At 60.5% G+C, this 22055-nt stretch carries 16 protein-coding genes and 2 pseudogenes; 7 read left to right on the forward strand and 11 right to left on the reverse strand.

The features are described 5' to 3' along the window. Window position 1 precedes the first annotated feature (1 nt). Complete coding sequence (gene kdpA / locus FJW08_RS30410) at window positions 2-1705, reverse strand: potassium-transporting ATPase subunit KdpA (protein ID WP_140813515.1); 1704 nt, start codon at window positions 1703-1705, stop codon at window positions 2-4. Window positions 1706-1725: 20 nt separating this feature from the next. Next, window positions 1726-1815 (reverse strand): K(+)-transporting ATPase subunit F, encoded by a 90-nt coding sequence (gene kdpF, locus FJW08_RS30415; RefSeq protein WP_032919213.1) that lies wholly within the window; start codon window positions 1813-1815, stop codon window positions 1726-1728. A 533-nt stretch (window positions 1816-2348) separates the two neighbouring features. On the opposite strand from kdpF, the gene FJW08_RS30420 reads away from it, so the two are divergent. Next, window positions 2349-3635, forward strand: coding sequence for a tyrosine-type recombinase/integrase (locus FJW08_RS30420; protein WP_140813516.1), 1287 nt, complete (start codon window positions 2349-2351; stop codon window positions 3633-3635). A 110-nt stretch (window positions 3636-3745) separates the two neighbouring features. Here the strand turns inward: FJW08_RS30420 and FJW08_RS30425 are convergent, their stop codons facing one another. Continuing rightward, window positions 3746-3952, reverse strand: a complete 207-nt coding sequence (locus FJW08_RS30425; RefSeq protein ID WP_140813527.1) for a helix-turn-helix transcriptional regulator — start codon at window positions 3950-3952, stop codon at window positions 3746-3748. Window positions 3953-4133: 181 nt separating this feature from the next. On the opposite strand from FJW08_RS30425, the gene FJW08_RS30430 reads away from it, so the two are divergent. After that, complete coding sequence (locus FJW08_RS30430) at window positions 4134-4820, forward strand: hypothetical protein (RefSeq protein ID WP_140813517.1); 687 nt, start codon at window positions 4134-4136, stop codon at window positions 4818-4820. A gap of 241 nt (window positions 4821-5061) precedes the next feature. Here FJW08_RS30430 and FJW08_RS30435 read toward each other — a convergent pair whose 3' ends face one another. After that, window positions 5062-5274: an AlpA family phage regulatory protein gene (locus FJW08_RS30435; protein ID WP_140813518.1), complete on the reverse strand. Its 213-nt coding sequence runs from the start codon at window positions 5272-5274 to the stop codon at window positions 5062-5064. 128 nt (window positions 5275-5402) lie between these two features. Continuing rightward, window positions 5403-8398, reverse strand: a pseudogene (gene traA / locus FJW08_RS30440) (Ti-type conjugative transfer relaxase TraA). A 172-nt stretch (window positions 8399-8570) separates the two neighbouring features. Here traA and FJW08_RS30445 point away from each other — a divergent pair. The 3 genes from FJW08_RS30445 (at window position 8571) to FJW08_RS30455 (ending at window position 9988) form a co-directional block, all read left to right on the forward strand. Beyond that, a complete protein-coding gene (locus tag FJW08_RS30445) occupies window positions 8571-8897 on the forward strand; it encodes a conjugal transfer protein TraD (RefSeq protein ID WP_140813519.1) in 327 nt (108 codons plus the stop codon). 1 nt (window position 8898) lies between these two features. After that, complete coding sequence (locus tag FJW08_RS30450) at window positions 8899-9225, forward strand: conjugal transfer protein TraD (protein WP_140813520.1); 327 nt, start codon at window positions 8899-8901, stop codon at window positions 9223-9225. 430 nt (window positions 9226-9655) lie between these two features. Further along, the gene (locus FJW08_RS30455; protein WP_140813521.1) at window positions 9656-9988 is read left to right on the forward strand and encodes a hypothetical protein; all 333 of its coding nucleotides are present in this window, start codon (window positions 9656-9658) and stop codon (window positions 9986-9988) included. 240 nt (window positions 9989-10228) lie between these two features. Here the strand turns inward: FJW08_RS30455 and FJW08_RS30460 are convergent, their stop codons facing one another. Next, window positions 10229-12022, reverse strand: a complete 1794-nt coding sequence (locus tag FJW08_RS30460) for an AAA family ATPase (protein ID WP_140813522.1) — start codon at window positions 12020-12022, stop codon at window positions 10229-10231. A 201-nt stretch (window positions 12023-12223) separates the two neighbouring features. Between FJW08_RS30460 and FJW08_RS33425 the strand changes: the two are divergent. Both FJW08_RS33425 and FJW08_RS30470 read left to right on the forward strand, forming a co-directional pair. After that, window positions 12224-12373: pseudogene (locus FJW08_RS33425) on the forward strand (recombinase family protein); the annotation flags it as partial. An 83-nt stretch (window positions 12374-12456) separates the two neighbouring features. Beyond that, entirely contained in the window at window positions 12457-13104 is a 648-nt protein-coding gene (locus FJW08_RS30470) for a uracil-DNA glycosylase family protein (RefSeq protein ID WP_181183094.1), read from the forward strand. Window positions 13105-13595: 491 nt separating this feature from the next. Here the strand turns inward: FJW08_RS30470 and FJW08_RS30475 are convergent, their stop codons facing one another. From FJW08_RS30475 to FJW08_RS32600, 5 genes are all read right to left on the reverse strand, one after another. Further along, window positions 13596-14777: an abortive infection family protein gene (locus FJW08_RS30475; RefSeq protein ID WP_140813524.1), complete on the reverse strand. Its 1182-nt coding sequence runs from the start codon at window positions 14775-14777 to the stop codon at window positions 13596-13598. A gap of 196 nt (window positions 14778-14973) precedes the next feature. Beyond that, window positions 14974-15096, reverse strand: coding sequence for a hypothetical protein (locus tag FJW08_RS33325; RefSeq protein ID WP_281408472.1), 123 nt, complete (start codon window positions 15094-15096; stop codon window positions 14974-14976). Window positions 15097-16447: 1351 nt separating this feature from the next. Next, complete coding sequence (locus FJW08_RS30485; protein ID WP_140813525.1) at window positions 16448-17785, reverse strand: HlyD family type I secretion periplasmic adaptor subunit; 1338 nt, start codon at window positions 17783-17785, stop codon at window positions 16448-16450. Between the two features lie 19 nt (window positions 17786-17804). Beyond that, a complete protein-coding gene (locus FJW08_RS30490) occupies window positions 17805-19481 on the reverse strand; it encodes a type I secretion system permease/ATPase (protein WP_246682664.1) in 1677 nt (558 codons plus the stop codon). A gap of 206 nt (window positions 19482-19687) precedes the next feature. Then, on the reverse strand, window positions 19688-22055 hold a 2368-nt coding region (locus FJW08_RS32600; RefSeq protein WP_246682665.1), incomplete at its 5' end, for an Ig-like domain-containing protein.

The raw sequence follows: 22055 nt of genomic DNA on the forward strand, positions 1-22055 counted from the left end.
CTCAGAATGTCTGTCCATGGATCATCGCCAGGTGCTCGACAACAGGTCCGACGGCGAGCCCCGGGAAGAAGGTCAGGCCGCCGACGATGACGATGACGCCGACCAGCAGCCCGACGAACAGCGGGCCGTCGGTCGGGAAGGTGCCGGCCGAGGCGGGCACGGTCTTCTTCGCCGCCAGCGCGCCGGCGATGGCGAGCGCTGGGATGATGACCAGGAAACGGCCCATCAGCATACCGATGCCGAGCGTGATGTTGTACCAGGGCGTGTTGCCGCCGAGGCCGCCGAAGGCGGACCCGTTGTTGGCCGCCGCCGAGGTGTAGGCATAGAGGATTTCGGAGAAGCCGTGCGGCCCGCCATTGGCGATCGAGGCCACCGCGCTCGGCAGCACCACCGCGATGGCCGTGAAGACCAGCATCGCCAGCGGCAGGCACAGGATGGCCAGCATCGCCATCTTGACCTCCTTGGCCTCGATCTTCTTGCCGAGATATTCAGGCGTGCGGCCGACCATCAGGCCGGCGACGAAGACGGCGATCAGGATGAACATCAGCATGCCGTAGAAACCCGCGCCGACGCCGCCGACGATGACCTCGCCAAGCTGCATGTTGATGAGCGGGATCATGCCGCCGAGGGCGGTGAACGAGTCATGCATGGCGTTGACAGCGCCGCAGGAGGCCGCCGTGGTGATGACCGCGAACAAAGCCGAGAGCGCGATGCCGAAACGGGTCTCCTTGCCTTCCATGTTGCCGCCGTCGATGCCGAGTGCATGGACCAGCGGATTGCCCGCGGCTTCCGCCCAGTAGCAGACGGCGACGCCGGCGATGAACAGCACGCCCATGGCGGCCAGGATTGCCCAGCCCTGGCGTTGGTTACCGACCATGCGGCCGAAGACGTTGGTCAAGGCAGCACCGACGGCGAAGATCGACAGCATCTGGATCAGGTTGGAGATGGCATCGGGGTTTTCGAAGGGATGTGCCGCGTTGGCGTTGAAGAACCCGCCGCCATTGGTGCCGAGCATCTTGATGGCGACCTGCGAGGCGACCGGGCCGAGCGCGATCGTCTGCCTGGCGCCCTCGAGCGTGACGGCATCGACGTAAGGCCCGAGCGTCTGCGGTATACCGAGCCAGACATAGACAAGGGTGAGCACGACGCAGAGCGGCAAAAGCAGATAGAGCGTGGCGCGCGTCATATCGACCCAGAAATTACCGATCGATCTTCCGGAGGAGCGGGCAAATCCGCGGATCAGCGCAATCGCAATGGCGATGCCGGTGGCGGCCGAAACGAAATTCTGGACCGTCAGGCCGGCCATCTGCACGAGGTAGGACATCGTGCTTTCGCCGCCGTAGTTCTGCCAGTTGGTGTTGGTCATGAAGCTGGCGGCGGTGTTGAAGGCGAGCGCCGGGTCGACCGCGCTCATGCCGGCCGGATTGTAGGGCAGGCTGCCTTGCAGACGCTGCAGGACATAGAGCACCAGGAAGCCCGCCAGGTTGAACAGCAGCAGGGCCACCGCATAGGTGGTCCAATGCTGTTCCTCGCGCTCGCTGGTTCCGCAAATGCGGTAGAGCCCCCGCTCGAGCGGGCGGAAGACTGGCGAAAGCGGCGTGCGATCGCCTTTGAAGACGCGGTGCATGTAGAAGCCAAGCGGCTTCACCAGCAAAGCGAGGATCCCGCAATAGAGGACGATCTGTATCCACCCGTTCAGTGTCATGGCTGTGGCTTTCCGCGCCTTCAGAAGCGTTCTGGACGAATGAGGGCGTAGGTGAGGTAAGCAAGCAAGAACAAGGTTACGCCTCCACCGAGGATGTAATCGAAAAGCATGATTCGATCCTTCCGCTCAGATTCTGTCGCAGGCTTTGACGTAGACGAGGGATAGAGCGAAGAACAAAACCCCGATCCCGACAACAATGACGTCCATGATTGCCTTCCTTGCTTCTACTTTGTCTTTCGGCCACGATGGAAGAGGCCAAAAACCGTTCGCGCTTGCTCGTCGCCTCGATGGCGACGGCATTCAAAGCTTCTGTGGCGTGTTATATGGACCCGATCGCCATAAAGGTTCGAGACGGGGCGGATGGGAAAGAAATAGGAATTTTATAAAGGTTTTCGGGGTGGGCGGCGGGCCACCCTAGACGCAGTGACGCGCTATAGGATGCCGTTGCACCCAGTCGCATCCAATGGCATTCCGAGGATTTATGGCGGAGAGAGCGACAGCCATATTGCTGTCTCATGTCGTCTCAATCAATGAAAATCATAATTTAATATCAATGCTTTAATCTGAAATGGCTGTCTCGCGCCGTTGCAACTCGCATCATCCGATGCCATTATTTTTGGCGGGTAAGATGATGGGATTGAGAATGCCGAAGATCGCGAAGGAACTTTCAGCACTAGCCGTCAAGAACTTGAAACACCCCGGATCGACCACACCGGGCAACGCTGTGTTTGCCGTTGGCGGTGTTGCCGGGCTCATGCTCCAAATCACGCCGGGCGGCGGCCGATCATGGCTATTGCGCACAACAAACATCAATGGCCGGCGTTGCGAAATGGGTCTTGGCGGGCATGACGTATCATTGGGCGAAGCCCGCGAGCGGGCGAGAGCGACCAAAGACAAAATCCGCAGCGGCATAAATCCGCTTCATGAGAAGCGCGACCGTCGCAAAGCCGCGATCGAGGCCGCAAAGCGCCATCTCACATTCCGCGATGCCGTTGACAGATTCCTTGTCGACACGCTGGCGGAATTCAGGAACGAGAAGCATCGGAAGCAATGGCAATCCACGCTGGACACGTATGCAATGCCCGTCATCGGCAATCTTGCAGTTTCCGAAGTCACCAAACATCACATGGTCGAAATCCTTAAGCCGATCTGGACGACCAAGACGGAGACGGCCACGCGTTTGCGGCAACGTTGCGAACGCGTGCTCGATTGGGCAAAGGCACACGGACACCGCGAGGGCGACAATCCGGCACAGTGGAAGGGCAATCTCAATGCCATGTTGTCCAAGCCAAGCAAGGTTGCGACAGTCGATAATCAGCCCGCCGTTCAGTTAAAAGACGCGCCCACGTGGTTCGCAGCATTGTGCAAACGCGAAGGCACGGGTGCCCGGGCATTGGAATTCGCGACATTGACCGCTGCGCGATCAGGCGAAGTGCGCGGCATGGAATGGCCTGAAATCGATTGGCACGCCAAATTGTGGACGGTGCCGGCATCGCGAATGAAAATGAGGCGGCCGCACGTTGTGGCGCTATCCGATGCGGCAATGACAATCCTAACTGCGATGAGAGAGGCCGCGGCCGCCGACACAGAATATGTGTTTCCGGCGATCCGGGGCGGCATGCTATCCGACATGACGTTGAGCGCTACCATGAGGCGGATGCACGAAAGCGAGATCGAGGCGGGCCGAACGGGCTGGCTCGACAAGAACTCGAAGCGTCCAGCTGTGCCCCATGGACTGCGGTCAACGTTTTCTGATTGGGCAGGGGAGTTGTCCGACTATCCCCGAGACATGCGGGAATTTGCGCTTGCCCACGCCATCAACAGCGACGTTGAGGCCGCATACCGGCGCGAAACCATGATTGAGAAGCGCCGCGCCATGATGAGCGATTGGGCTGCGTTTTTGCGGGGCGGGAACGGACCAAAGCTCTAAGACATGAGCCTCGGCGACGCTGGCCGAAGGCGATAAGTTCGCGAGCAAAACGGAACGCTAAGCTGTTCAGCAACATCGCTCAGTTCGATGGGCGTGCGTGACGCCACCTTCTAATTTCGGCTGGCTAAGCGCACGCCGGGTCCACCACCATTCTCTGGAATAAATTCGATGCCAGCGTTCTCCAGGGCGCTTTGTACCGCCTGCAGGGTGTTGTCGAACAGAACCTCGCCGCGCTCCAATCGCGCGATAGTGTTGGGAGAGACCTTGGCGAGGGCAGCAAGCTCCCGAATGCCTAGATGAAGAGCTGCCCGCGCCATCCGACACTGGGCCGAAGTTATTGCCATTCGTAGTAACCCTGTTACTAAGTGTTGCATTTGCTGGCCATAGATAGTAACACTGCTACTACCGCTGATGCCGACAAGCATCTTGAGCGGTTGGACAGGTGCGGTCACACCTGTCCAACCTAACCACAACCCCAGCTTTCATAGAGCTCAGATCATGGATGATTCCGACAATAGCATGAGTTTGTCTTTCGTCACCCGGCGGCGCTTGCTGGCGGGCACGGCCACGGCCGCCGTGGCATGGCCCTTCCAGGTAAAGTCGCGGGCCGCCGAACTGTCGGACGGCAGCAGCGCAGCTGATCCTGCTCTTCGTCTGTGTGAGAACTGGCAAAAGATCCGCGATGAGACATTGGCGCTGTGCCGCGAACAGCAACGGTTGGAGACGCACCTCGCCAGGACGGTCGGCTTTCCCTACGCCAAGGTTCGGCTTGCCGACGGTACGGACGTGGCGCTCCATTCCATCGAGAGCCTGAACGATGCCTACTCTCCTGAAAATGAAGTCGAATGGCGCAGGGCGCTTGCGGATTTCGCGGCACACCAGGCGCGCTGGGACGCTGCTGATGATGAGATCGGCTATTCGAGAACAGACGAACTGATCCGACAATCGGAAACAGCCGAAAGCGCACTTCTGGATGATCTACCGCAGACAGCGGCCACGTCCATCGAAGGCATTTTGGCCAAGCTCACGGTCATTCTGCGTGACGGTGAGCACTGGGAACATCCGGACGATTTCCCCTGGCCGCATATCCGATCGGTGCTGGATGACCTCGCCCGCCACCATAAATATCGATCTAGCGACGATCACCGGATCGATCGGGCAACCGTTGGTTGGCAGCCCTTATAGGTGGTCAGGAAGCAGTCTGCCTCGAAGGAAGCCTGATCGGAGGCAGCCCGTCACGGCCGCTTCGCTCCAAAGTTGCCCTGCTTGAGCAAGCCATCTTGATGGGCGCGAGGCCGACCATCGTTTCGGTTTGCCGTTTTCGCTCGCCTCGGCGGCGCTCCTGGCGGACATGGCAGTAATCCTGCCGCCGTGACCGCTGCGTCTCGATGAAGGCCAGCTTTCCGCGCAGTGTGCATCACCCTCATCACAACTTGTCGCCCTCGTCTTGCAGACGCCATGAAACGGGATTGGTGATCCAGCGACTGATGTCGGATTCATGCCAGCCTGCACCGTGGATACTGATCTGGATCTGGCGTGGGAAGGTGCCGTCGGCGATCTTGCGATAGATGGTGGACCGGGACAGACCTGTCCGGGAGACGACGGTTTTCAGGCGGATGATACGGTCTGGTTCGCGCATGGACGCACTGCCTCCTGCTGGTTGTTTTTGACTGCTCCTGACCAAGAGAGGACAGACACTTGCGGGCGCGCAAGCAGGTTTTCCGCGTCATCGTGCCCCGGAATAGAGACGGCGGCAGATAGGACTGTCTAGAGTCCAATGCCCCGGCCCCGCCCGAGGTCGATGCCGTGGGTGAATGCGAGTTCCGCACCAAGGCGCCGACCAGAATCGACGCTGATGCCAAGGTCGTGCTTTCGGTTGGCGAGGATGGATTCAAGCTGCGGATCGCGCTCGAGGCTTTTGGCCATGTCACCCATCGCCGATCGCGTGGCCTTGTAGCCGGACATGTCACCCGCCTGATACTGGTGCTGGCTGGTCCGGTCGAGTTTGTGCCAACGCTCCACGAAATGATCTGCGCGGCGGCCCGGATCGTTGTCCAGCCCGGTGCGGATTTCGGTTTCAAGCTGGAGGGCGCGGATGGCGCGGTTGATCCGTCCGCCGGCGGCCTCGGCGACAAGTTCCGGGCTCTTGACATAAGCCGCCTCGGCATCGCGCCAGCCATGGGGCCGCACCTCGTCGAAGGCTTTTCGGGCGTCAGCCAGTTCGCGCAACCGCATCGGGCTGGCCTTGTTTCCCGCGCCCTCGTCGCTGAATATCGCGTCCATGGCGCGGGCATGACGCACGAGCGCATCGGTTCGGGCTTTCCGCAACGCCGCTTGCCCGTCCTCGGCGATCTCTCTGGCGGGCGCGGCGGGTTCGAGGCGCACTTCCTCTCTTTCCGGCCTGCGCATGGCGTCGAAGTCGGGCGCGCCATCTGCCGAAGGGCGCCGGCCGTCGAACATGTTGCGTAGCCTTTCCGGCACGACCTTGCGCACGATCTCTGCGACACGCTCGCGAAAGGTGATGCCGCGCCGCTCGGCATAGCTGTGCGCCGGATCGATCTGCTCGTAGTCCGACGCCATGTCCTTGGCGCGGTCACGTGACAGCGTACGGACAAGCCGGTCCCGTGTCGCGAAGTCGTCGCCGCCGTAATGCAGGTCCATCCCGTCTCGATGCCGCGACAGGGCAACGTAGCTCCCATGGGCATCCATACCCGGCGTCGCCAGGACGTGGGTTCGGTCAACCGTCATGCCCTGCGCTTTGTGGATTGTCGCGGCATATCCGTGGTCGATGTGGGCATAGTCTTTCAGGTCAAAGCGAACCGAACGCCCGTCATCGGTACGTGCCGTCATGCTTTGTACGCTGACATCCTCCACGATGCCAAGCGTGCCGTTCTTGACGCCGAGCCCACGTTCGTTGCGCAGGAACATGACACGATCGCCGCGTGCGAAGTTCCGTGCACCGCGTTCCACATCCACGTGAACCTCGTCGCCGAGATCGCCGGCCGCACGCATGCGCTCACGCGCTGCCTGGTTGAGCATGCGCACCTCATCGTTGGTGTGGCTGAGAATGATCCGGCTTGCACCCGGCGCTGCCTGCCTGTCGCGCTCCCAGCGTTCGACTAGATTGCCGCGCGCCTCGTCGCGCGTCGCGGCCTCGTGCACCATGCCTTGTTCATCATAAGCGCTGATCGCAGCCCCTATCCTGCCGGTTGCCAGGTCGCGCGTGGCGTCGCGCTGCCAGTCCTCGCGCTGCCGGCGGACCTGGCCGATTTCGACGCCGCCGTGGCGCTCGTGAATCGAACGGAATGCAGCACCCGCTTCGATCGCCTGCAACTGCTGCGGATCGCCAACAAGAACGACTTTTGCGCCGACGTCCGCCGCATGGGAGAGCACGCGCTCCAACTGGCGCGTGCCGACCATGCCTGCCTCGTCGATCACCAGGACATCGCGCGCGGTGAGCAAATCGCGGCCCTGTCCCCAGCCGTGTTCCATGCTGGCGATGGTGCGCGAGGCAATGCCTGATCCGCCTTCGACATTCTCTGCGGCAATGCCGGAGAGTGCGGCGCCTTTAACCTCATAGCCCGCTGCTGCCCATGCCTGGCGTGCAACGCCGAGCATCGCACTCTTGCCCGTGCCTGCAAAACCGACAACGACACCAAGACCGCTGCCACCTATGATGTGATCCAGCGCCTCGGACTGCTCGCCGGACAGGACAAGGCCGTGTTGCGCTGAGCGCGCCAGAGCGGCTTCGCGATGTGCATCACTCACCGCATGGCGCTCTTGTCCGCCATTCTTTCTGCCGAGTGGTGCAGGCGCTGTTCGGTCTCGATCATCTGCCGCGTGGTGAAGCGATCTTCTGCGCGTCCGTCCTTGCCGAGTTCGACGAGATCGGGCGCGCTGCTGATGGCTGCCACGACCGCGTTGAACTGCTCCATTCCGTCGCTGTGACGATGCGAGAACTTCGCGATGTCGTGGCGCGTAAAAGTCGATTGCTGATGCGTGATGGCATTCAGCGCGACGGATGGATCGGCAATGATGCGCGCGCCATTGTTGCGCGCGATCTCGCGGTGAAGTTCGGCGCGATCTGCTTCAGTGTCGGCAGCGTCGAGGCCGCCGCTCTCGATGCGTTGAGCCGGGGCACCAATCTGGGTTTGCGGCTCCAAGGCAATGCCCTGCGCTTCCAAACTGCGATGATCGATGCGGGCGTCGACGTCGAGTTCGGCAAGGCGCTCATTGGCAAGCTCGGCCCATCGCTCGCGCCAGCGCTCGACCAGTTCAGTCTGGTTCCAGTCGCGCACCTTTGCGCCAAAACCGTTCTCGTCCACGGACCGCATGGTGAGCATGACGTGGGCATGAGGTTTGGGACTGCCATCCTCTGCTCTGTCCCAATGCACATTGAGATCGGCGACCATGCCCCGGCTGACAAACTCCGCCTGAACGAAGTCGCGCGCCAACTCGATGCCTTGCGCCTGGCTCAGTTCACGCGGCAGGGCAAACTCCACCTCGCGGGCAAGCTGGGCATCCTTGCGCACTTCGAAGGCTTCGACATCGTTCCACAGCCGTTCGCGGTCGCTCCAGGCGTCCGGGGCATCCTCCGGCAGCATCACCTCGGAATGAACGACACCGCGCTTGGCCGAAAAATCATGACTGCGTTCAATGCGCTCGTCGCGCAGCCGCGAGGCCGAGCGGTAGGCGGCGGATGCCACAGCACTGCTCCCAGCCTTGCGGCCAATGACCTTGACGTGAAGATGATAGATCGCCATCGCGACCAGATCATTTGCACGTCAAAGCCCACGTCGGCACGACGTATAAGCGCGCCCTCCCTCGAAAAAATCTCCGGATGGACCAGCCCGTCCCCGGCTGTCTCGGCAACCCTGAAGCCTTCCGGCAGACGCTCCCCTATCATCGCCGCATCGACAATCAATGGAGACAGTCATGCGTAAACCACGGGACTTCGACGCGGAACTGAAAGCGCTAGACGACAAGGCACGAGAACTCAAAACGCGAAAGGTGCAGCAACTTGGCGAACTGGTGATCGCCAGCGGCGCCGATCAGCTCAGCGCCGACGAACTGGCTGGTGCTCTGGTCGCAATCGCTGAAACGCAAGACACCGCAAAACGTGAGGCATGGGCCAAGCGTGGGGTGACGTTTTTCGAGAGCAGGTCCCGGCGAACTGCTCCGGCATCTCAGCGCAACCTGCGCAGCGCTCCAGCGCAACCGGGCAGCCCACAATCGCCGGCAAGCGGCTCAGGCCCGCAATGACATGCGCACCTGGCAGGTTGAGCGCCGCAAGCGCACCCGACACCTGATCGAACTCGGCGGCCTCGTCGTCAAGGCAGGCATCGTCGAGCTGACCAACGACGATCGCGCCATCATATACGGAGCGCTACTCTGGATCGCCGCGAAGTTGCAGAGCCATGAACGCGATCATGCGCGCAATCTATGGGCCGCGAAGGGAAAGCAAGCATTCAATGCGGAACGGCTTGAAGAGCGAAAGGACCAGCGAATCGGAGAGTCCGCCAGAGGCACTTGTGCAAAGCCACAACCAACACAGGCCGTCGGAAGCATGCAGCCTTCCATTTCTGATTGAAAACCCGAGCCGGACCGATGCTGTTTTGAGTTACGTCATTGCATTTGAGTGCAGGTGAGACATATCCCCTCGGCGATCGCATCTCCTGGGCATGCCTCGTCCGTACAAGACCGCTCGCTCCACCTCGGTGGTCCGTTCGCACACGAAGCAGTAAAGCGACGTGGCCCCGGGCGTCTTGGTTTTGAACTGTGCAAGATGTGGCCACTCACCTTGCCAGTCGTGATTAGCTGCAAAATAGCAGTGAGGGCATAGATAGGCACGGTGGCTTGCTGTCGAAGCCGAAGAACCGCTTCGCTTCTGCCGGCGTCAGCTGCCGGATAGCGCTGCCGACCTCTGATAGAACCTTGTTATGTGCATCGCCTCCTTGCCGTGACTGGACGCGGAGCATAACGTTCCCAAGAGATGGAATTTCCAAGAGGAGGAATTTCAAATGACCGATGCAGATTGGGCAGCCGTTAAGGGAGTGGTGGAAGTCATAACTCTAATTATTGCCGTGGCAACGTTTGCCCGCGCTGCCTTCGAATATCGCCGGAAGAATGCAATGGAACGTTTTGACAAATTTCAAGAAATGCGTGAAAGATGGGATGGATCCAAGGTAATTGCTGAAATCCTAGATCACGCCAATGAACTTGAGACTGTGTCTAACGTTCACGCCAGTGTCAGAATTGACGACCCTTTTTTTATTGTGTGCAAGAATCTCTTTGAAACAATGAAGTCGTACGAGCGAAGCCCTATGCCATCGGCCGACACATTCCATTTTTAGTGAGGTGGTGGCGCGGGTCGTCTGGTGCCGCTGCTTCGCTCCATCGCAGGCTGGTGGGGCAAAACATCGGCCGGCCCGCGTCATCGGTCCCTCCGTGGCGCGAGTTCCTCATTTCAGAGGATGTCGGAGCAACACGCATTGCTGGCAGCACACCTTGTCCCGCACATCGTCGATCGTGACGGGACCTCTCGTGGTGCGAATGTGCACCGCGAGACGCGGATTGGGACAAGTGCAGGTCGATCAATACCCGTATTTTCGACCTCGCAAATCGAAGGCCGCCTTTCCACCCTCAATCAGGTTGGTGATGTAGTCTCGAATAGCAGAAGTCTCAATCGCACCATCCACCGTCAAGCTGACCGTCGGACCCTCCACGACACCACCTGGTCCGGCTTCTCGTGTGCGAAGCGCAATCACTTTGTCCGCGTCCCCATTGACCACAATGTTTGGGTTGTGTGTCGTGAAAACGAGTTGCCTGTGGGCTTTCGATGTACGGATCAGGCTTACAATCTTCATAATTACCCGGTTGTCCAAGTCGTCTTCCGGCTGGTCTATGATCAAAGTGCCTGCCGACTGTCTCAGCAGCAATTCAAGCAGCGCCGAAGCCTGCTGTCCCGGAGAAGCACGGCCGAACGGCATTTCCTTGCCGCTCTCGTCGACGTACGTCATCACTATCCGATCCAGAGGGATAGCTGAGACGATCTGCCCGAGCGTGCTGTCGTTCAGGTTCGAGTAGACCTTGCTGGCCTGCCGTTCTGTGATCGTAACGTCACCAAAAAGGAGCGTGCTGATCCTGGAAGTGAGTTCGGAACCGGCTTCGACCGGGCTGCCAGCGGCAATCTTCAGTTGATAGATAGCCATAAACTCAGCGACGATCTGGTCCCAAGCTGCCGGGTCTGCGGCTATCGCGGCGGCGACCCAAGTTGAGCACTTCTGTCCGGCATCCGTAATGTGACTTCCCTCTGTCAGTCGTTGAAGCGCCGTGACATATTGCTCGGGTCTCCAATCGCGGCCAAGGCGAGCTTTCAGCAGGCCGCTCGACTTTCCGGCCACCTGTTCCGCTGCCCGCTGCAAAACTTCGCGGCGAGTGACGAGCAACTCGTCAAGCTCTTGCTTGGCTCGAACAAAGGTAGGGCCGTGGACGCTGGTCTCCTGTTCTCTGGCAATGGCTTTCGCAGCAATTTGCTCCGCACTGCTCAAGTCTTTCGCTAAGCGGGAACTGTCGTCTATCAGCGATTGACGCCCGCGCTCGGCGTCATGTGCGTCGAGCATCACGCCCGCGAAGGTTGCATTCGCAAGCTCCTGCTGGGCCAACGCGGCCTGGTGTTTCTCATCAAGCTCACTGAGGGTCTTTTGAACGTCGGCAATTGCAGCTCGAATACGGCCCCGAGCGTCCTCGACCTCCTTCTGAAAGAGCCGCAAGTGCTCAAACTCTTCGGTGGGCAGATTTTCGGGGAGTTCAATCTTGGCAAGGTGTGTGTCGTTCTCAAACTGCGTCTGGTCAAATGCGATGAGGTCGGATGCGGTTTCCAAATATGCGTTCGCGCGCGCGTACACCCGTGTTTTCTCGATCACAGCTAGATTTTCAGCAGACATGCCCCCTTGGGCTAACAAGCCATTGACCGCTGTTAGCCGCTCGTTGAGGTCCGCAACGCGATCTCGCGCCTGCTTCAATTCCAGCCTCGCTTGCCAATGGGAGACGAGCTGTTGAAGTGCTGTCGTTACCGCTCGTCTTGCGTTGACAATGGCCCGATCAATCTCCCGCCTTTTCGCGAGTTCTTCCGCCGCCGCGATACCGGTGATTTGGTCAAAAGCTGTTGCTTGATCTGCTGTTAGCGACGAGAGCCCCTTCTGGCGAAATGCTCTGGCTCTGAAACGCTCCCGAGCCGCATCGAGCGTCAGGCGCGTTTCGCTGTTGTGTTGGTCTACAATCGATATGTAGTTCCTGGTTGCGAGCTTGCGTTCCCAACGCTCGCGCACAGCCTCTCGCTCGAGCACAATTGCCACATATCCATCTGCCAAGGTGTCTTCGATCAACTCGTCTTCGCGAGACTTGCTGGAGGGCTCATCCCCTGCTCTGGGAATGTCGCTCTCGGTGCGGCCCAGACTAAACCGGAGATATTCCAATAGCCCCGCGCACAGCGGCGGTGCCGTCCGAATGGGTGTCCGTTAGGGTTGGCCTCTCCCAACGGACAGTCTAATCAGCGTACATCATGCTAACGGACACCGAGGAAGCCCATGTCCAAGGTCATTCTCTATGCCCGCGTCTCGATCGTTGACCAGACGATCGGGCACCAAAGGACCCAAGCGGAGGCTGCTGGGTTTACCATAGACGAGGTGGTGGCAGCCCACGAGCTCTCCGGCGTCAGCCCACGCTTGCCAAGGAAGACCCTGCCGCTGCCGAGAGGACGCTTGCCACTTGGGGAATATAGCGAGGAAGCATTATGTTCCGCGACGGTGGGAGAGGAAGGATGTCCAAGCGGCGACGCATTGCGGAACTGGCGAGAGCTCGGCGGCTAGATAGCCTACCGCCGCACAGAGGTTTTTCGGAATTCCACGGCGGCATTTATGATCAGCACGACCATGTGGTGCCTTGGACGATATCGGCACACCGGGTCAACAGCCCGGTAATGATAATCGGTCAGGACTGGAACTCTGCGGACAACCTCGGCAGGCCAGTAGTCGATGAACAGGTAGCTCTCGGGCAAATCCCTTGGCTGCCCTCCAATATCAACCTTCAGGCACGACTGGCGCAGCATTTCGGGATGAACTTCGGAGATACCTACGCAACCGATCTTTTCGTGTTCGCGAAGCCCGGAAATATGACGGCCCGAATTCCATCCAACCACCTTCGGTACTGCGCCTGTCGTTACGCCGTCCCGCAAATTGAAATCATTCGACCACGAATAGCGGTCTGCTTAGGTGTGTCGACCTACAATGCCATTCGAACTCACCTTACGCGCCGCCCTCGCGTGAGGTTGAGGGACGCGCTTCAGGAGGACGAGCCCTTATTGATTGGCAAGACAAATGTCGTGGTGGTTCCTCACACCGGCGCATGGGGCAAACGTATTGCCAATGCCGGGGAGTATTGGGAGCGTGCGGCGGAGTTTCTCCGATAGGCTCTCTATCGTGTCCCGTCAGGGCATTTCAGTGGCTTTGAGGGTCCGGGAGTAGAATGTACCGTCCGGACCTGAAGGATCGCGCTTGATTCCTGTCCGGTAGCGGCAATGGAGAGGTGTCTAGGGTGGGCGTGCAATCTGCCCTCCGGTCCCTTCGACATCACTCAAACGTCCCCATCGGACATAGAAGAGGCCCTATCGGCGCTTCCTCTCGCTCCCCAACGCCGCGAGCAGTCGCTCACCGCTTTTGCCAGAATTGTGATTTCGATGGGTCCAAGATATCGTTTTACGATGGGAATGGCACCCCGGCCGGATGTCTCCTGCCGTCGCATGCTGTCAAAATCAATAGCATCCTGGGCTTTTTGGCGGGTAAGTTCTGGAATTCACTATAAGTTATTGATTTTTTGATGATATGGCGGAGAGAGCGAAACCCGAACAGCGTAGCCCCGGCGTTGCGCCAACGGCAACCTGGGCAGGCGTGAGAGCAAACGCTAATCCTTCTTTCTCGCTTCCCAGGTGGCGACTAGGAAGGTGGCCATAGTGCCCGCTAGGTTTACTGCCAGTTCCGCATGCCGGGGCAGTGGCTTGGCACGCCTCGGCCCAGGGCTATGAGCGTCGCTGAGCTTGTTGCGGAGCGCTCCGAGTGACTCGACGATGTTCTGGCAGCTGCCGAGTATCTTCCTGAACACCTCCTCCGAGTAGTCGTCGGGGGCCAGCTTTAGGCGCTTGGATAAGCGGCGATACAGTGTGGGCAGCTCGGCTTCTTCGTCGTAGGTCTCACCAGCCTTGTGGAGGACCCATTTGCAGACGTCCTCAAGCAAGGTCCGCGCCAGAGTGATCGCGCCGGCCGGGTCGGATGAGCGGCGATCGATCGCCATTTGCCATCGGCTGCTTATGTCGCCGGGATTGAAGGCGGCCAGCACCGCCGAGATACTCTCATCGGCGGGCACACCCGCTGGTAGCGGCCGCAGCTCGTAGATGGGACTACCCGACATCCGCCCTGCATCGGCAAGATGATAACCGTCGTGACGCAGATGGGTGTTGAGCTCGGCCACCAGTTCCTTCTGCCGCGCTGCGGATTGAGCGAGCGGATGTACGATCTCATTCAGGAATTTGCTCACAACTGAGCGCGAGCAAGAAAAGAAGCCCAATGTGGCCAGAAAGTCAGGTATTTTCCAGCTGCGATTTTTGACCCGACATTCGGCTATGTCGTCTGCCAGGGTGTGAGGCGATGCCCACAGATCGCGGCTGTGATCCTCGAACACCGGTTTCATATCCTTTACCGGCCAGATGCGGCTGACGAGCGCGAGATCGTCCATCTCGGATGCGAGGGAGCCGCTTCCGAAAATAAAGGCGATGCGCTTTCGAGTGAGCTCTGTGATGGGTGGACTGCCAAGTTCGTCGATCGCTGCAATCGCTTCACTGAGCTCGTAGCTGTTGATTTCCTCGAGTAACTGGCGTCCCACTGACAAAAGGTCGGTGGCCGGCACCTCGGCGAGGCGCTTCGAGGCGTATTTGAACTTGCTATTGAACGCCTCATCGGTCGTGCCATCACCCAGGCCTAGCCGTTTGCACACGCCCGGCACGTCATACGCTTTGTGACCTGCGATCGAGTCTGCAATGAGGGTCCGCAACCTTTGCAGCTGTTCTGTCGAGGGGCGGGGAGGGCTCATTTGGCGAGCCGGAAAGTGGTGCTCCGCGCGGCATTAGAACTGCGCGGGATCTCGCCCGCGGAACGGTCCGGCGTTGCTCTCGTCCACGTCACGCCTAAACGGTAAGCTGGGCGGGCCAAGGCGCGAGAGCGATCAAGAATCGAAGTCGCTAAAATGACGCGACTCATCACTTCAGCTGCTCCACCTTCCCGTCCGCTCACAGTTGCGATCCGCCGTTGCGAGCCACGTCATCCGAGCTATCCTGCAGCTTGACCAGAAGGTAGCCGGGATAGTGGATGACCTGATCGAACTCGCGGGAAACGGTGTCCACGAACTTCATGACACGTTGGGTCGAGCAACTCACGCAAGCGCTCGCCGACCACGAGGACGGACGTCCGGCCGCCGAGGGCAGCTAGCCGGGTTCCCCCCCGAGCGTCAGTGCTATTGAGACTGCCCATCCGGATCAACCAGCCTCCGCCAGGTTGAGTTCGAAAACACTCAGTGAGGTGCCGTTGCCGACTGCATCCCTTCCGAGTAGGCGGCCAGTGTCCAGGCAAGGTTTTCCGAGCTGCCCTGCTTCGATCACTTCAACCGACCGCGTGCTGGCGACCCGTAAGGTGAATGCACTTCTGCGTCGTCGGTAAAGATAGCAGCGCAGCCGGCAGCATCTCCCGATCGATACAACGCGACATACATGTCCCAAATCTCCTGGAGATCATCGAAGATCGACAGCGTTTCTTCCTTCGTCGTCCGGCGCAGTTTAGCGATGGCTAATAATTGCGGAGCTAGGGCTGGCAGTCAAAGGCGTGCTTTTTCCCCTCACCAGGTGAATCGCTCGACAGAGCTATCCTTTGTGGCTATTGTCGCAGAATGTCAAAAATTGAGAAAGTCAGAAATTCGAAAGTCGGTCGACCTCATTCTGACACCGACCAGATAACGATGCGACTTCCCCGAGAGATTGGTGTCGCTCTGGACAATTTTCGGCGCGACCAAGGCGACTTGCCAATGCGCACTGAAGCGATGCGCCGTATCATCCGTGAATGGCTGATCGGGCATGGCTACCTCTAAAGGCATAATCCAGTTCAGCATCTTTTAGGACCTTCTTGACGTCCCTTCGGCTCGTTGCAAGTTGCCGCCGTGTCGCTTTGGCGCACAAACAGACGGCGCTTGTGCGTGCAGTCCGGAGTACGGCACATTCATTTCGGCCTTGACCACGGCAGACCATCACCATGCTGAGCTTTGGGCGGCGCGACAATGATTCTGGATTACCGCCCGCCCAGCTGACTGACGCCAGCAGAGATAAGGCAAGCCAGCCAGACCGCACTCGATCGTCGGTGACGATGTTTCGTGCGTCGACCGCGGGCCAACTGGCATTCGCCGCCGCCTCGGCGGCAAAGCTGCTCCGGTAGTGCAACTCAGAGGACGAACGATGGAATTCTCTGCGGGCTGGGCCTAGAGATGGACGTGACAGTTGTGTGCGGCGACAGATCCCCATGTGCTGTTTGCGGTGCTGAAGCCGTTTCTGCCGCGATTGCGTCGCGTTGGCCACGAGTGGCGCCAACCTCGCCTCCAGCCGATTTGCCATGATCGATGACATAACAGGCTTCCAACTCGTGCGGCAGCCGACAAGCGCACCGGCTAGGGCATCACCGGCTATGAGGAGCGCATGGAAAGACTTAGCGTACCACAATTTACTTCTGGCGGAAGGAGGAATGCACCGACGCAAGAAGCGGGCTCAGGATATAGTCGAGCGCCGTGCGCTCCTCGGTGACAATCATCACCGAGGCCGGCATCCCCGGATACAGCGTGATCTGCGGCGCTGCGGCTAATTCGGCCGGGTCGACCGCGACATCGGCCACGTAGTAGGGGAATCCGGTCTTGCTGTCGGTGACGCGATCTGCCGAAATGCGGGTTACGCGTCCGTGAATGATAGGAATGGAACGCTGCTTGTATGATGTAAAGCGCACTTCCGCCATCATGTCAGATCGCAGGCTCGATATGTCCTCGACGCGCACCTGCGCCTGGACGACTAGCGAGTTCCGCGTAGGCACAATGTCTAGGATCGTCTGCCCGGGGGCAACGATTGCGCCGGTGGAAAAGACGCTTAGGTTCATCACCTGGCCGTCATAGGGCGAGCGGACCACGGCCCGATCCACGGCGGCCTGACTCGCAAACATCTTGGGCACAAGGTCCGCTAACTGCGATTGCGTATCGATCAGCATTGCCGAGAGCTTGGCACGGCGTTCGTTGGTAAGCTGTGCGATCTGGCTTTCGAGCTCGGCCTTGTTCTGGCGGTTCCCCGCGATCTCGCCGAGACTCTGGTCTATCAGGCCTTGCAGGTCGGAAGCGGTGCGGTCGAGCTCAAGGATGCGCGTGCGCGTGGTCAATCCGGCCTTCAGCAGCTTGTCCAGGCCCACCTTCTCGTCGGTGATGGACTTCAGCTGCGCCCGGAAGGATTCCACACGTGCTTGCTTGCCGTCGATCTGCTCATCGAGTTCTGCGATCCGCTTCTGCAGAATCTGCCGAGCGCCTGCCATCGAGGCGCGCTGGCTTTCGAGATCGGCTATCTGGCTGGCCATCGCGTCCTGCAGATACGCCTGATGCTCGACGGTGATGTCCTTCGGAAAAGCGACCGCCTCCTTGCCGTCCAGCTCTGCGCGGATGCGGGCATCGGTCGCGCGCAACAAAGCATATTGCTGGGAATAGAGATTGAATTCGGATCGGTTCTTCGTGTCGTCCAGCACCAGCAATATGTCGCCGGTCTTGACGATGTCGCCGTCCTTGACGTGTATCTCCTTCACCGTGCCGCCATCGAAATGCTGCACGCTCTTGCGGTTCCCTTCGACCTTCACGACCGCGTCCGCGAGCACCGCGCCGTTCAGCGGCGCCATGGCGGCCCAGCCGCCGAAAATGCCGAAGAAGGCAACGATGATCAAAAGGCCGACGAGAGTGGGCGCCTTAATCGAATCCGAGGCGATGGGGCCGGTCTCGTCGGGCAGGCTGCGATAGATGAAGGCACCGTCGCTCAACGATCTCTCCTGACCCGGCTCATTGCGTTGCCACCACGGTCGGAGCCGCGCGCTGGTTGAGCAGCGCCACGATCTCGTTTCGCATGCCGAAGGCTTCGACCGCACCGTCGCGTAACAGTAGGATCTTGTCGACATTCGCGATCGTCGAGGGCCGGTGCGACACGATGATTACCGTGCTGCCGCGGCGCTTGAGCTCGATCGCGCAATCGCTCAGCGCTCGGTCGCCGTCGGCGTCCAGATTAGAACTCGGCTCGTCGAGAATGATCAGTTTCGGCATACCGAAGACTGCACGCGCAAGCGCGATCCGCTGCCGGTAGCCGCCCGACAGTACCGCGCCGCCATCGCCGATCTGTGTCTCATAACCCTGCGGCAGGCGGATGATCATGTCGTGCACGCCGGCCAGGCGGGCGGCCTCGATAACCTCCTGGTCGACATTGGTCTTGAAGCGGCCGATGTTTGCAGCGACGGTGTCGGAGAAGAGCTCGATGTCCTGCGGCAGGTAACCGATATGGTCGCCGAGCGCGTCTCGACCCCACTGTGTCATGTCGGCGCCGTCCAGTCTGACGGTTCCGCGGCTAGGCTGCATGACCCCGGCCAGGTGGCGGGCGAGCGTGGATTTGCCCGCGCCGGAGGGGCCGATTATGCCTAGTGCCTCGCCGGCCTCTAGCCGGAACGAGATGTCCCGCAGCAGAACCTTCTGCAGACTGGGAATCGCATAGCTGACCTGCTCGACCGAGATCTTGCCTGTTGGCTTCGGCAGATTGAACGAACGGTCGTTGCTCGCATCGCTATCGACCAGCTTGCGAACCCTCGCCAGCGCGCTGCGCGCCAGGACAAGGCTGCGCCACGCGCCGACGATCTGCTCGACGGGCTGCAAGCCGCGGCCCAGCAGAAGGCTTGCCGCGAAGATGGAGCCGGCGCTCGTTTGCCGTTCGATGACCAGATAGGCGCCAAGGCCGAGGATGAGCGACTGCATGGTCAGCCGAAGAAACCTGATCAGCCCGGACATGAGCGCGGCGCGGTCGCTGGCGTCCGCCTGACGCCGAAGCGCCAGGTTTCGATCGCGTTCCCAACGGCGGATAAGACCGTCGAGCATGCCCATGGCGCGGACGACCTCCGCGTTCCTGAGGCTCATCTCGGTGAAGGCGTAGTTGGCCGTTGCCAGGTCGTTGGCCTGCTTCAGCGGCCCGCGTACCAGATATTCGTTGCCCACCGCCATTGCAACGAGCAGCAGCGATGAGCCGAGCGCGAAGAACCCCAGCCACGGGTGCAGCAGGAAGATGATGGCGATGTAGATCGGCGACCAAGGCAGGTCGAGCAGCGCGTGGATGCCACTCCCGGTAACGACCTGCCGGAACGTGTCGAAGTCGCGGATCGGCTGGCTCTGCGAGGCGCCCGGCAAGGATGCTTCGAGCGAGTTGGCGACGACCTTCGCCGAAAGCAGCCGGTCGAGGCGTGCGCTAGCGCGGGTCAGGATCCTGGCGCGCACCAAATCGAGGCCGGCTAGCGCAAGGAAGGCCGCCAGCAGCATTATCGTAAGCATCAGCAGCGTCGTTTCGCTACCGCTGGTGACCACCCGGTCATAGATCTGCAGCATATAGAGCGGCGAGGCGAGATAGAGCAGGTTGATCGCTAGACTGAACGCTGCCGCGACCAGGAAATAATGGCGACACGCCAGCAGCGCGTCCTCGACCACTTTACTTTTGCTGTTGAAAGTCAATGACCCAGCGGAGAACCGCCCCTCTGTCCTGTTGCACGCCCGGAACCGATGTTACTCCAGATCCTTCAAACGGCCACGCAGTCGGTTCCTTTACCTGCCGTAAACCTTAATTGGTAAGCTGAATCGGCGACCGGCCGATCCAGAAGTTGAGCCGCGTGGTGCCTGCGGCTCACCCTCAACGTTCACGCCCCGAGACCACTCGCCGTCAGACCATATTGAACTACCGTCCTACCGGCCCCGTCGTCGACAAGCGTGAAGCTGTGTTCATCGAAGATGCCCAGGAGGTGGAGCGTGGCATTGTGAGTGCCATCGGTCACGGTCAACGTTCCTCCAGTGCCGGTCGAATCTACCTGATAGGCAGCCGATGTTCCCGCGCCGAACAGGATATCGCCGAGGTCGATCTTGTCGTCGTTGGTCATCCCGCCGATCCTGCCGCTGAAGTCGAACGAATCGTCCAGCTGCAGCGTGCCGGCCGCATTCTGCGCGAAGGTCACATCCGTCGACGAGGCTGCGCCGAACTCCAGCTTCGACAAATTGCCGATCGTGGCGTCCCCCGTCCCGGTGACCTGGCCGTTGATCGTGATGTTGCCGCCATTGGCCCAGAGCAATCCGGAATTGGCGAGCGTCCCGGTGATGGTCAGGCCTCCAGAGCCCGTCGCCTCCAGCGTCCCCGAGTTGACGGTGGTGTTGGCGCCAGCGTTGATGACCAGGGCGTGGGTGCCGGTGGCGACGATCGTCCCCTGGTTGTTCAGGGACAACAGGCCGCCGCCCAGTTGGCCGGCGCCGGAGATGATGTTGTCAACGTTGGTCAGGGTGACGTCCGCGCTCGTGCCGGAGATAACGTTCCAGTCGCTATCGGACAGCACGACCTGCCCGCCGCCCTGCAGGGTGATGCCGTGCTGGATGATCTGCAGTAGCGTGTCGCTGCCCGCGGAGTCGAGCGAGATGAGGCCGGTGTTGTTGATCGTGCCGCTCAGCGGCAGCATGGCGCCGTCGCCGATCGACATAGTGCCGGCGTTATTGACCACCGGCGTCTGGTCGAAGACGAAATTGCCGGCGCTGAGCGCGGAGGAGTGGACGCCATCGAGCGTGATCGACTGTCCGTCGGCAAGGGCAATTACCGCATTGCCGCTGCCGTCGTCGGTCATGTGGGCCTGCACGTCGGCAAAGCTCTGGAAGCCGGAATAGCCAATCAGGTCGATCTTGTCCGCGACCTTGTCGAAGCTGTGCACGGTGTCGTTGCCGATCGGCTGCGAGAAGACGAAGAGGTCGTTGCCGTGGGAGCCGGTCAGGGTGTCGTCACCGGACCAGGCGAAGATCGGCGAACCGGGCGCATAGGCCTCGACATTGTCGGCGACCAGCTTGGCCCCCGTGTTGCCATCCGCTCCCGTCCAGGCCTCGGCGATGTTCAGCACGACCGCACCCACAAAGCCGGTTGGCGAAGTGACCGCCAGGGAATGTACATCCCTTGTTTGTACGGTCCAGGTACCGTCGCCGTTGTCCGTTCCAGCGTTCAGGGTCCAGCCCGTCGGAACGCCGGTAACCGTGACCGTGATCAAATCGTTCGAATCCGCCGAAGGATCCGTCAGAGCCAGGTTGATGGGCTCACCGGCGACGCCGGCTGGGTGGATGTTCGTTATTCCTGAGCCCACGCCGGCATTGCCCGCGATATCCGTCCACGACGACGCGCCGGTGCCGCTCGACACAACTTGGAAGTTGGCTGGATTGCCTACATTGCTGATAGACACAATCCAGGTGGTGCCTGAACCTGTCACCGTTCCTACGGTACCGCTCGATACGGCCACGTCGCTGCTGTCGAAGTTCACAATGGCCTCGCTGAACACGACTGTGACCGTCCTATCATTTCCACTCTTAGTAAACGTCACGCTGCTCACGGTCGGCGCGTTCGTGTCGACGGTGATGTCGAGCGCATGCGAGGTCGAGGCCGCGCCGGCGTTGCCCGCGACATCGGTCTGGATCGCCCGCACATTATGCGTGCCTTGCGCAAGAGAGACGTCGAGGCTGAATGCCCCGCCGCTCACCGTCGCGGTCCCGAGGCTCTCGCCTGCGTCGACTACGCCGTTGTTGTTGGCGTCGTCGAACAGCGTGACGGTCGCGCCATTCTCGCCCGAGCCGCTGATGGTCAGCGCCGAGGTGTTCTTGGTGATGTTGTCGGTGCTGCTCGAGCCGGTATCGTCGGCGGCCGCCAGATCGAGGCCTGTCGGCGCCGCCGGAGCGGTGGTGTCGACGGTGATGTCGAGCGCATGCGAGGTCGAGGCCGCGCCGGCGTTGCCCGCGATATCGGTCTGGATCGCCCGCACATTATGCGTGCCTTGCGCAAGAGAGACGTCGAGGCTGAATGCCCCGCCGCTCACCGTCGCGGTCCCGAGGCTCTCGCCTGCGTCGACTACGCCGTTGTTGTTGGCGTCGTCGAACAGCGTGACGGTCGCGCCGTTCTCGCCCGAGCCGCTGATGGTCAGCGCCGAGGTGTTCTTGGTGATGTTGTCGGTGCTGCTCGAGCCGGTATCGTCGGCGGCCGCCAGATCGAGG

The sequence above is a fragment of the Mesorhizobium sp. B3-2-1 genome, assembly GCF_006439515.1.
Taxonomy (GTDB): domain Bacteria; phylum Pseudomonadota; class Alphaproteobacteria; order Rhizobiales; family Rhizobiaceae; genus Mesorhizobium.

Coding starts and splice junctions, on each gene's coding strand:
- kdpA (WP_140813515.1), bottom strand. CDS start 1,705: ATGACACTGAACGGGTGGATACAGATCGTCCTCTATTGCGGGATCCTC.
- kdpF (WP_032919213.1), bottom strand. CDS start 1,815: ATGCTTTTCGATTACATCCTCGGTGGAGGCGTAACCTTGTTCTTGCTT.
- FJW08_RS30420 (WP_140813516.1), top strand. CDS start 2,349: ATGCCGAAGATCGCGAAGGAACTTTCAGCACTAGCCGTCAAGAACTTG.
- FJW08_RS30425 (WP_140813527.1), bottom strand. CDS start 3,952: ATGGCGCGGGCAGCTCTTCATCTAGGCATTCGGGAGCTTGCTGCCCTC.
- FJW08_RS30430 (WP_140813517.1), top strand. CDS start 4,134: ATGGATGATTCCGACAATAGCATGAGTTTGTCTTTCGTCACCCGGCGG.
- FJW08_RS30435 (WP_140813518.1), bottom strand. CDS start 5,274: ATGCGCGAACCAGACCGTATCATCCGCCTGAAAACCGTCGTCTCCCGG.
- FJW08_RS30445 (WP_140813519.1), top strand. CDS start 8,571: ATGCGTAAACCACGGGACTTCGACGCGGAACTGAAAGCGCTAGACGAC.
- FJW08_RS30450 (WP_140813520.1), top strand. CDS start 8,899: ATGCGCACCTGGCAGGTTGAGCGCCGCAAGCGCACCCGACACCTGATC.
- FJW08_RS30455 (WP_140813521.1), top strand. CDS start 9,656: ATGACCGATGCAGATTGGGCAGCCGTTAAGGGAGTGGTGGAAGTCATA.
- FJW08_RS30470 (WP_181183094.1), top strand. CDS start 12,457: ATGTCCAAGCGGCGACGCATTGCGGAACTGGCGAGAGCTCGGCGGCTA.
- FJW08_RS30475 (WP_140813524.1), bottom strand. CDS start 14,777: ATGAGCCCTCCCCGCCCCTCGACAGAACAGCTGCAAAGGTTGCGGACC.
- FJW08_RS33325 (WP_281408472.1), bottom strand. CDS start 15,096: ATGAAGTTCGTGGACACCGTTTCCCGCGAGTTCGATCAGGTCATCCAC.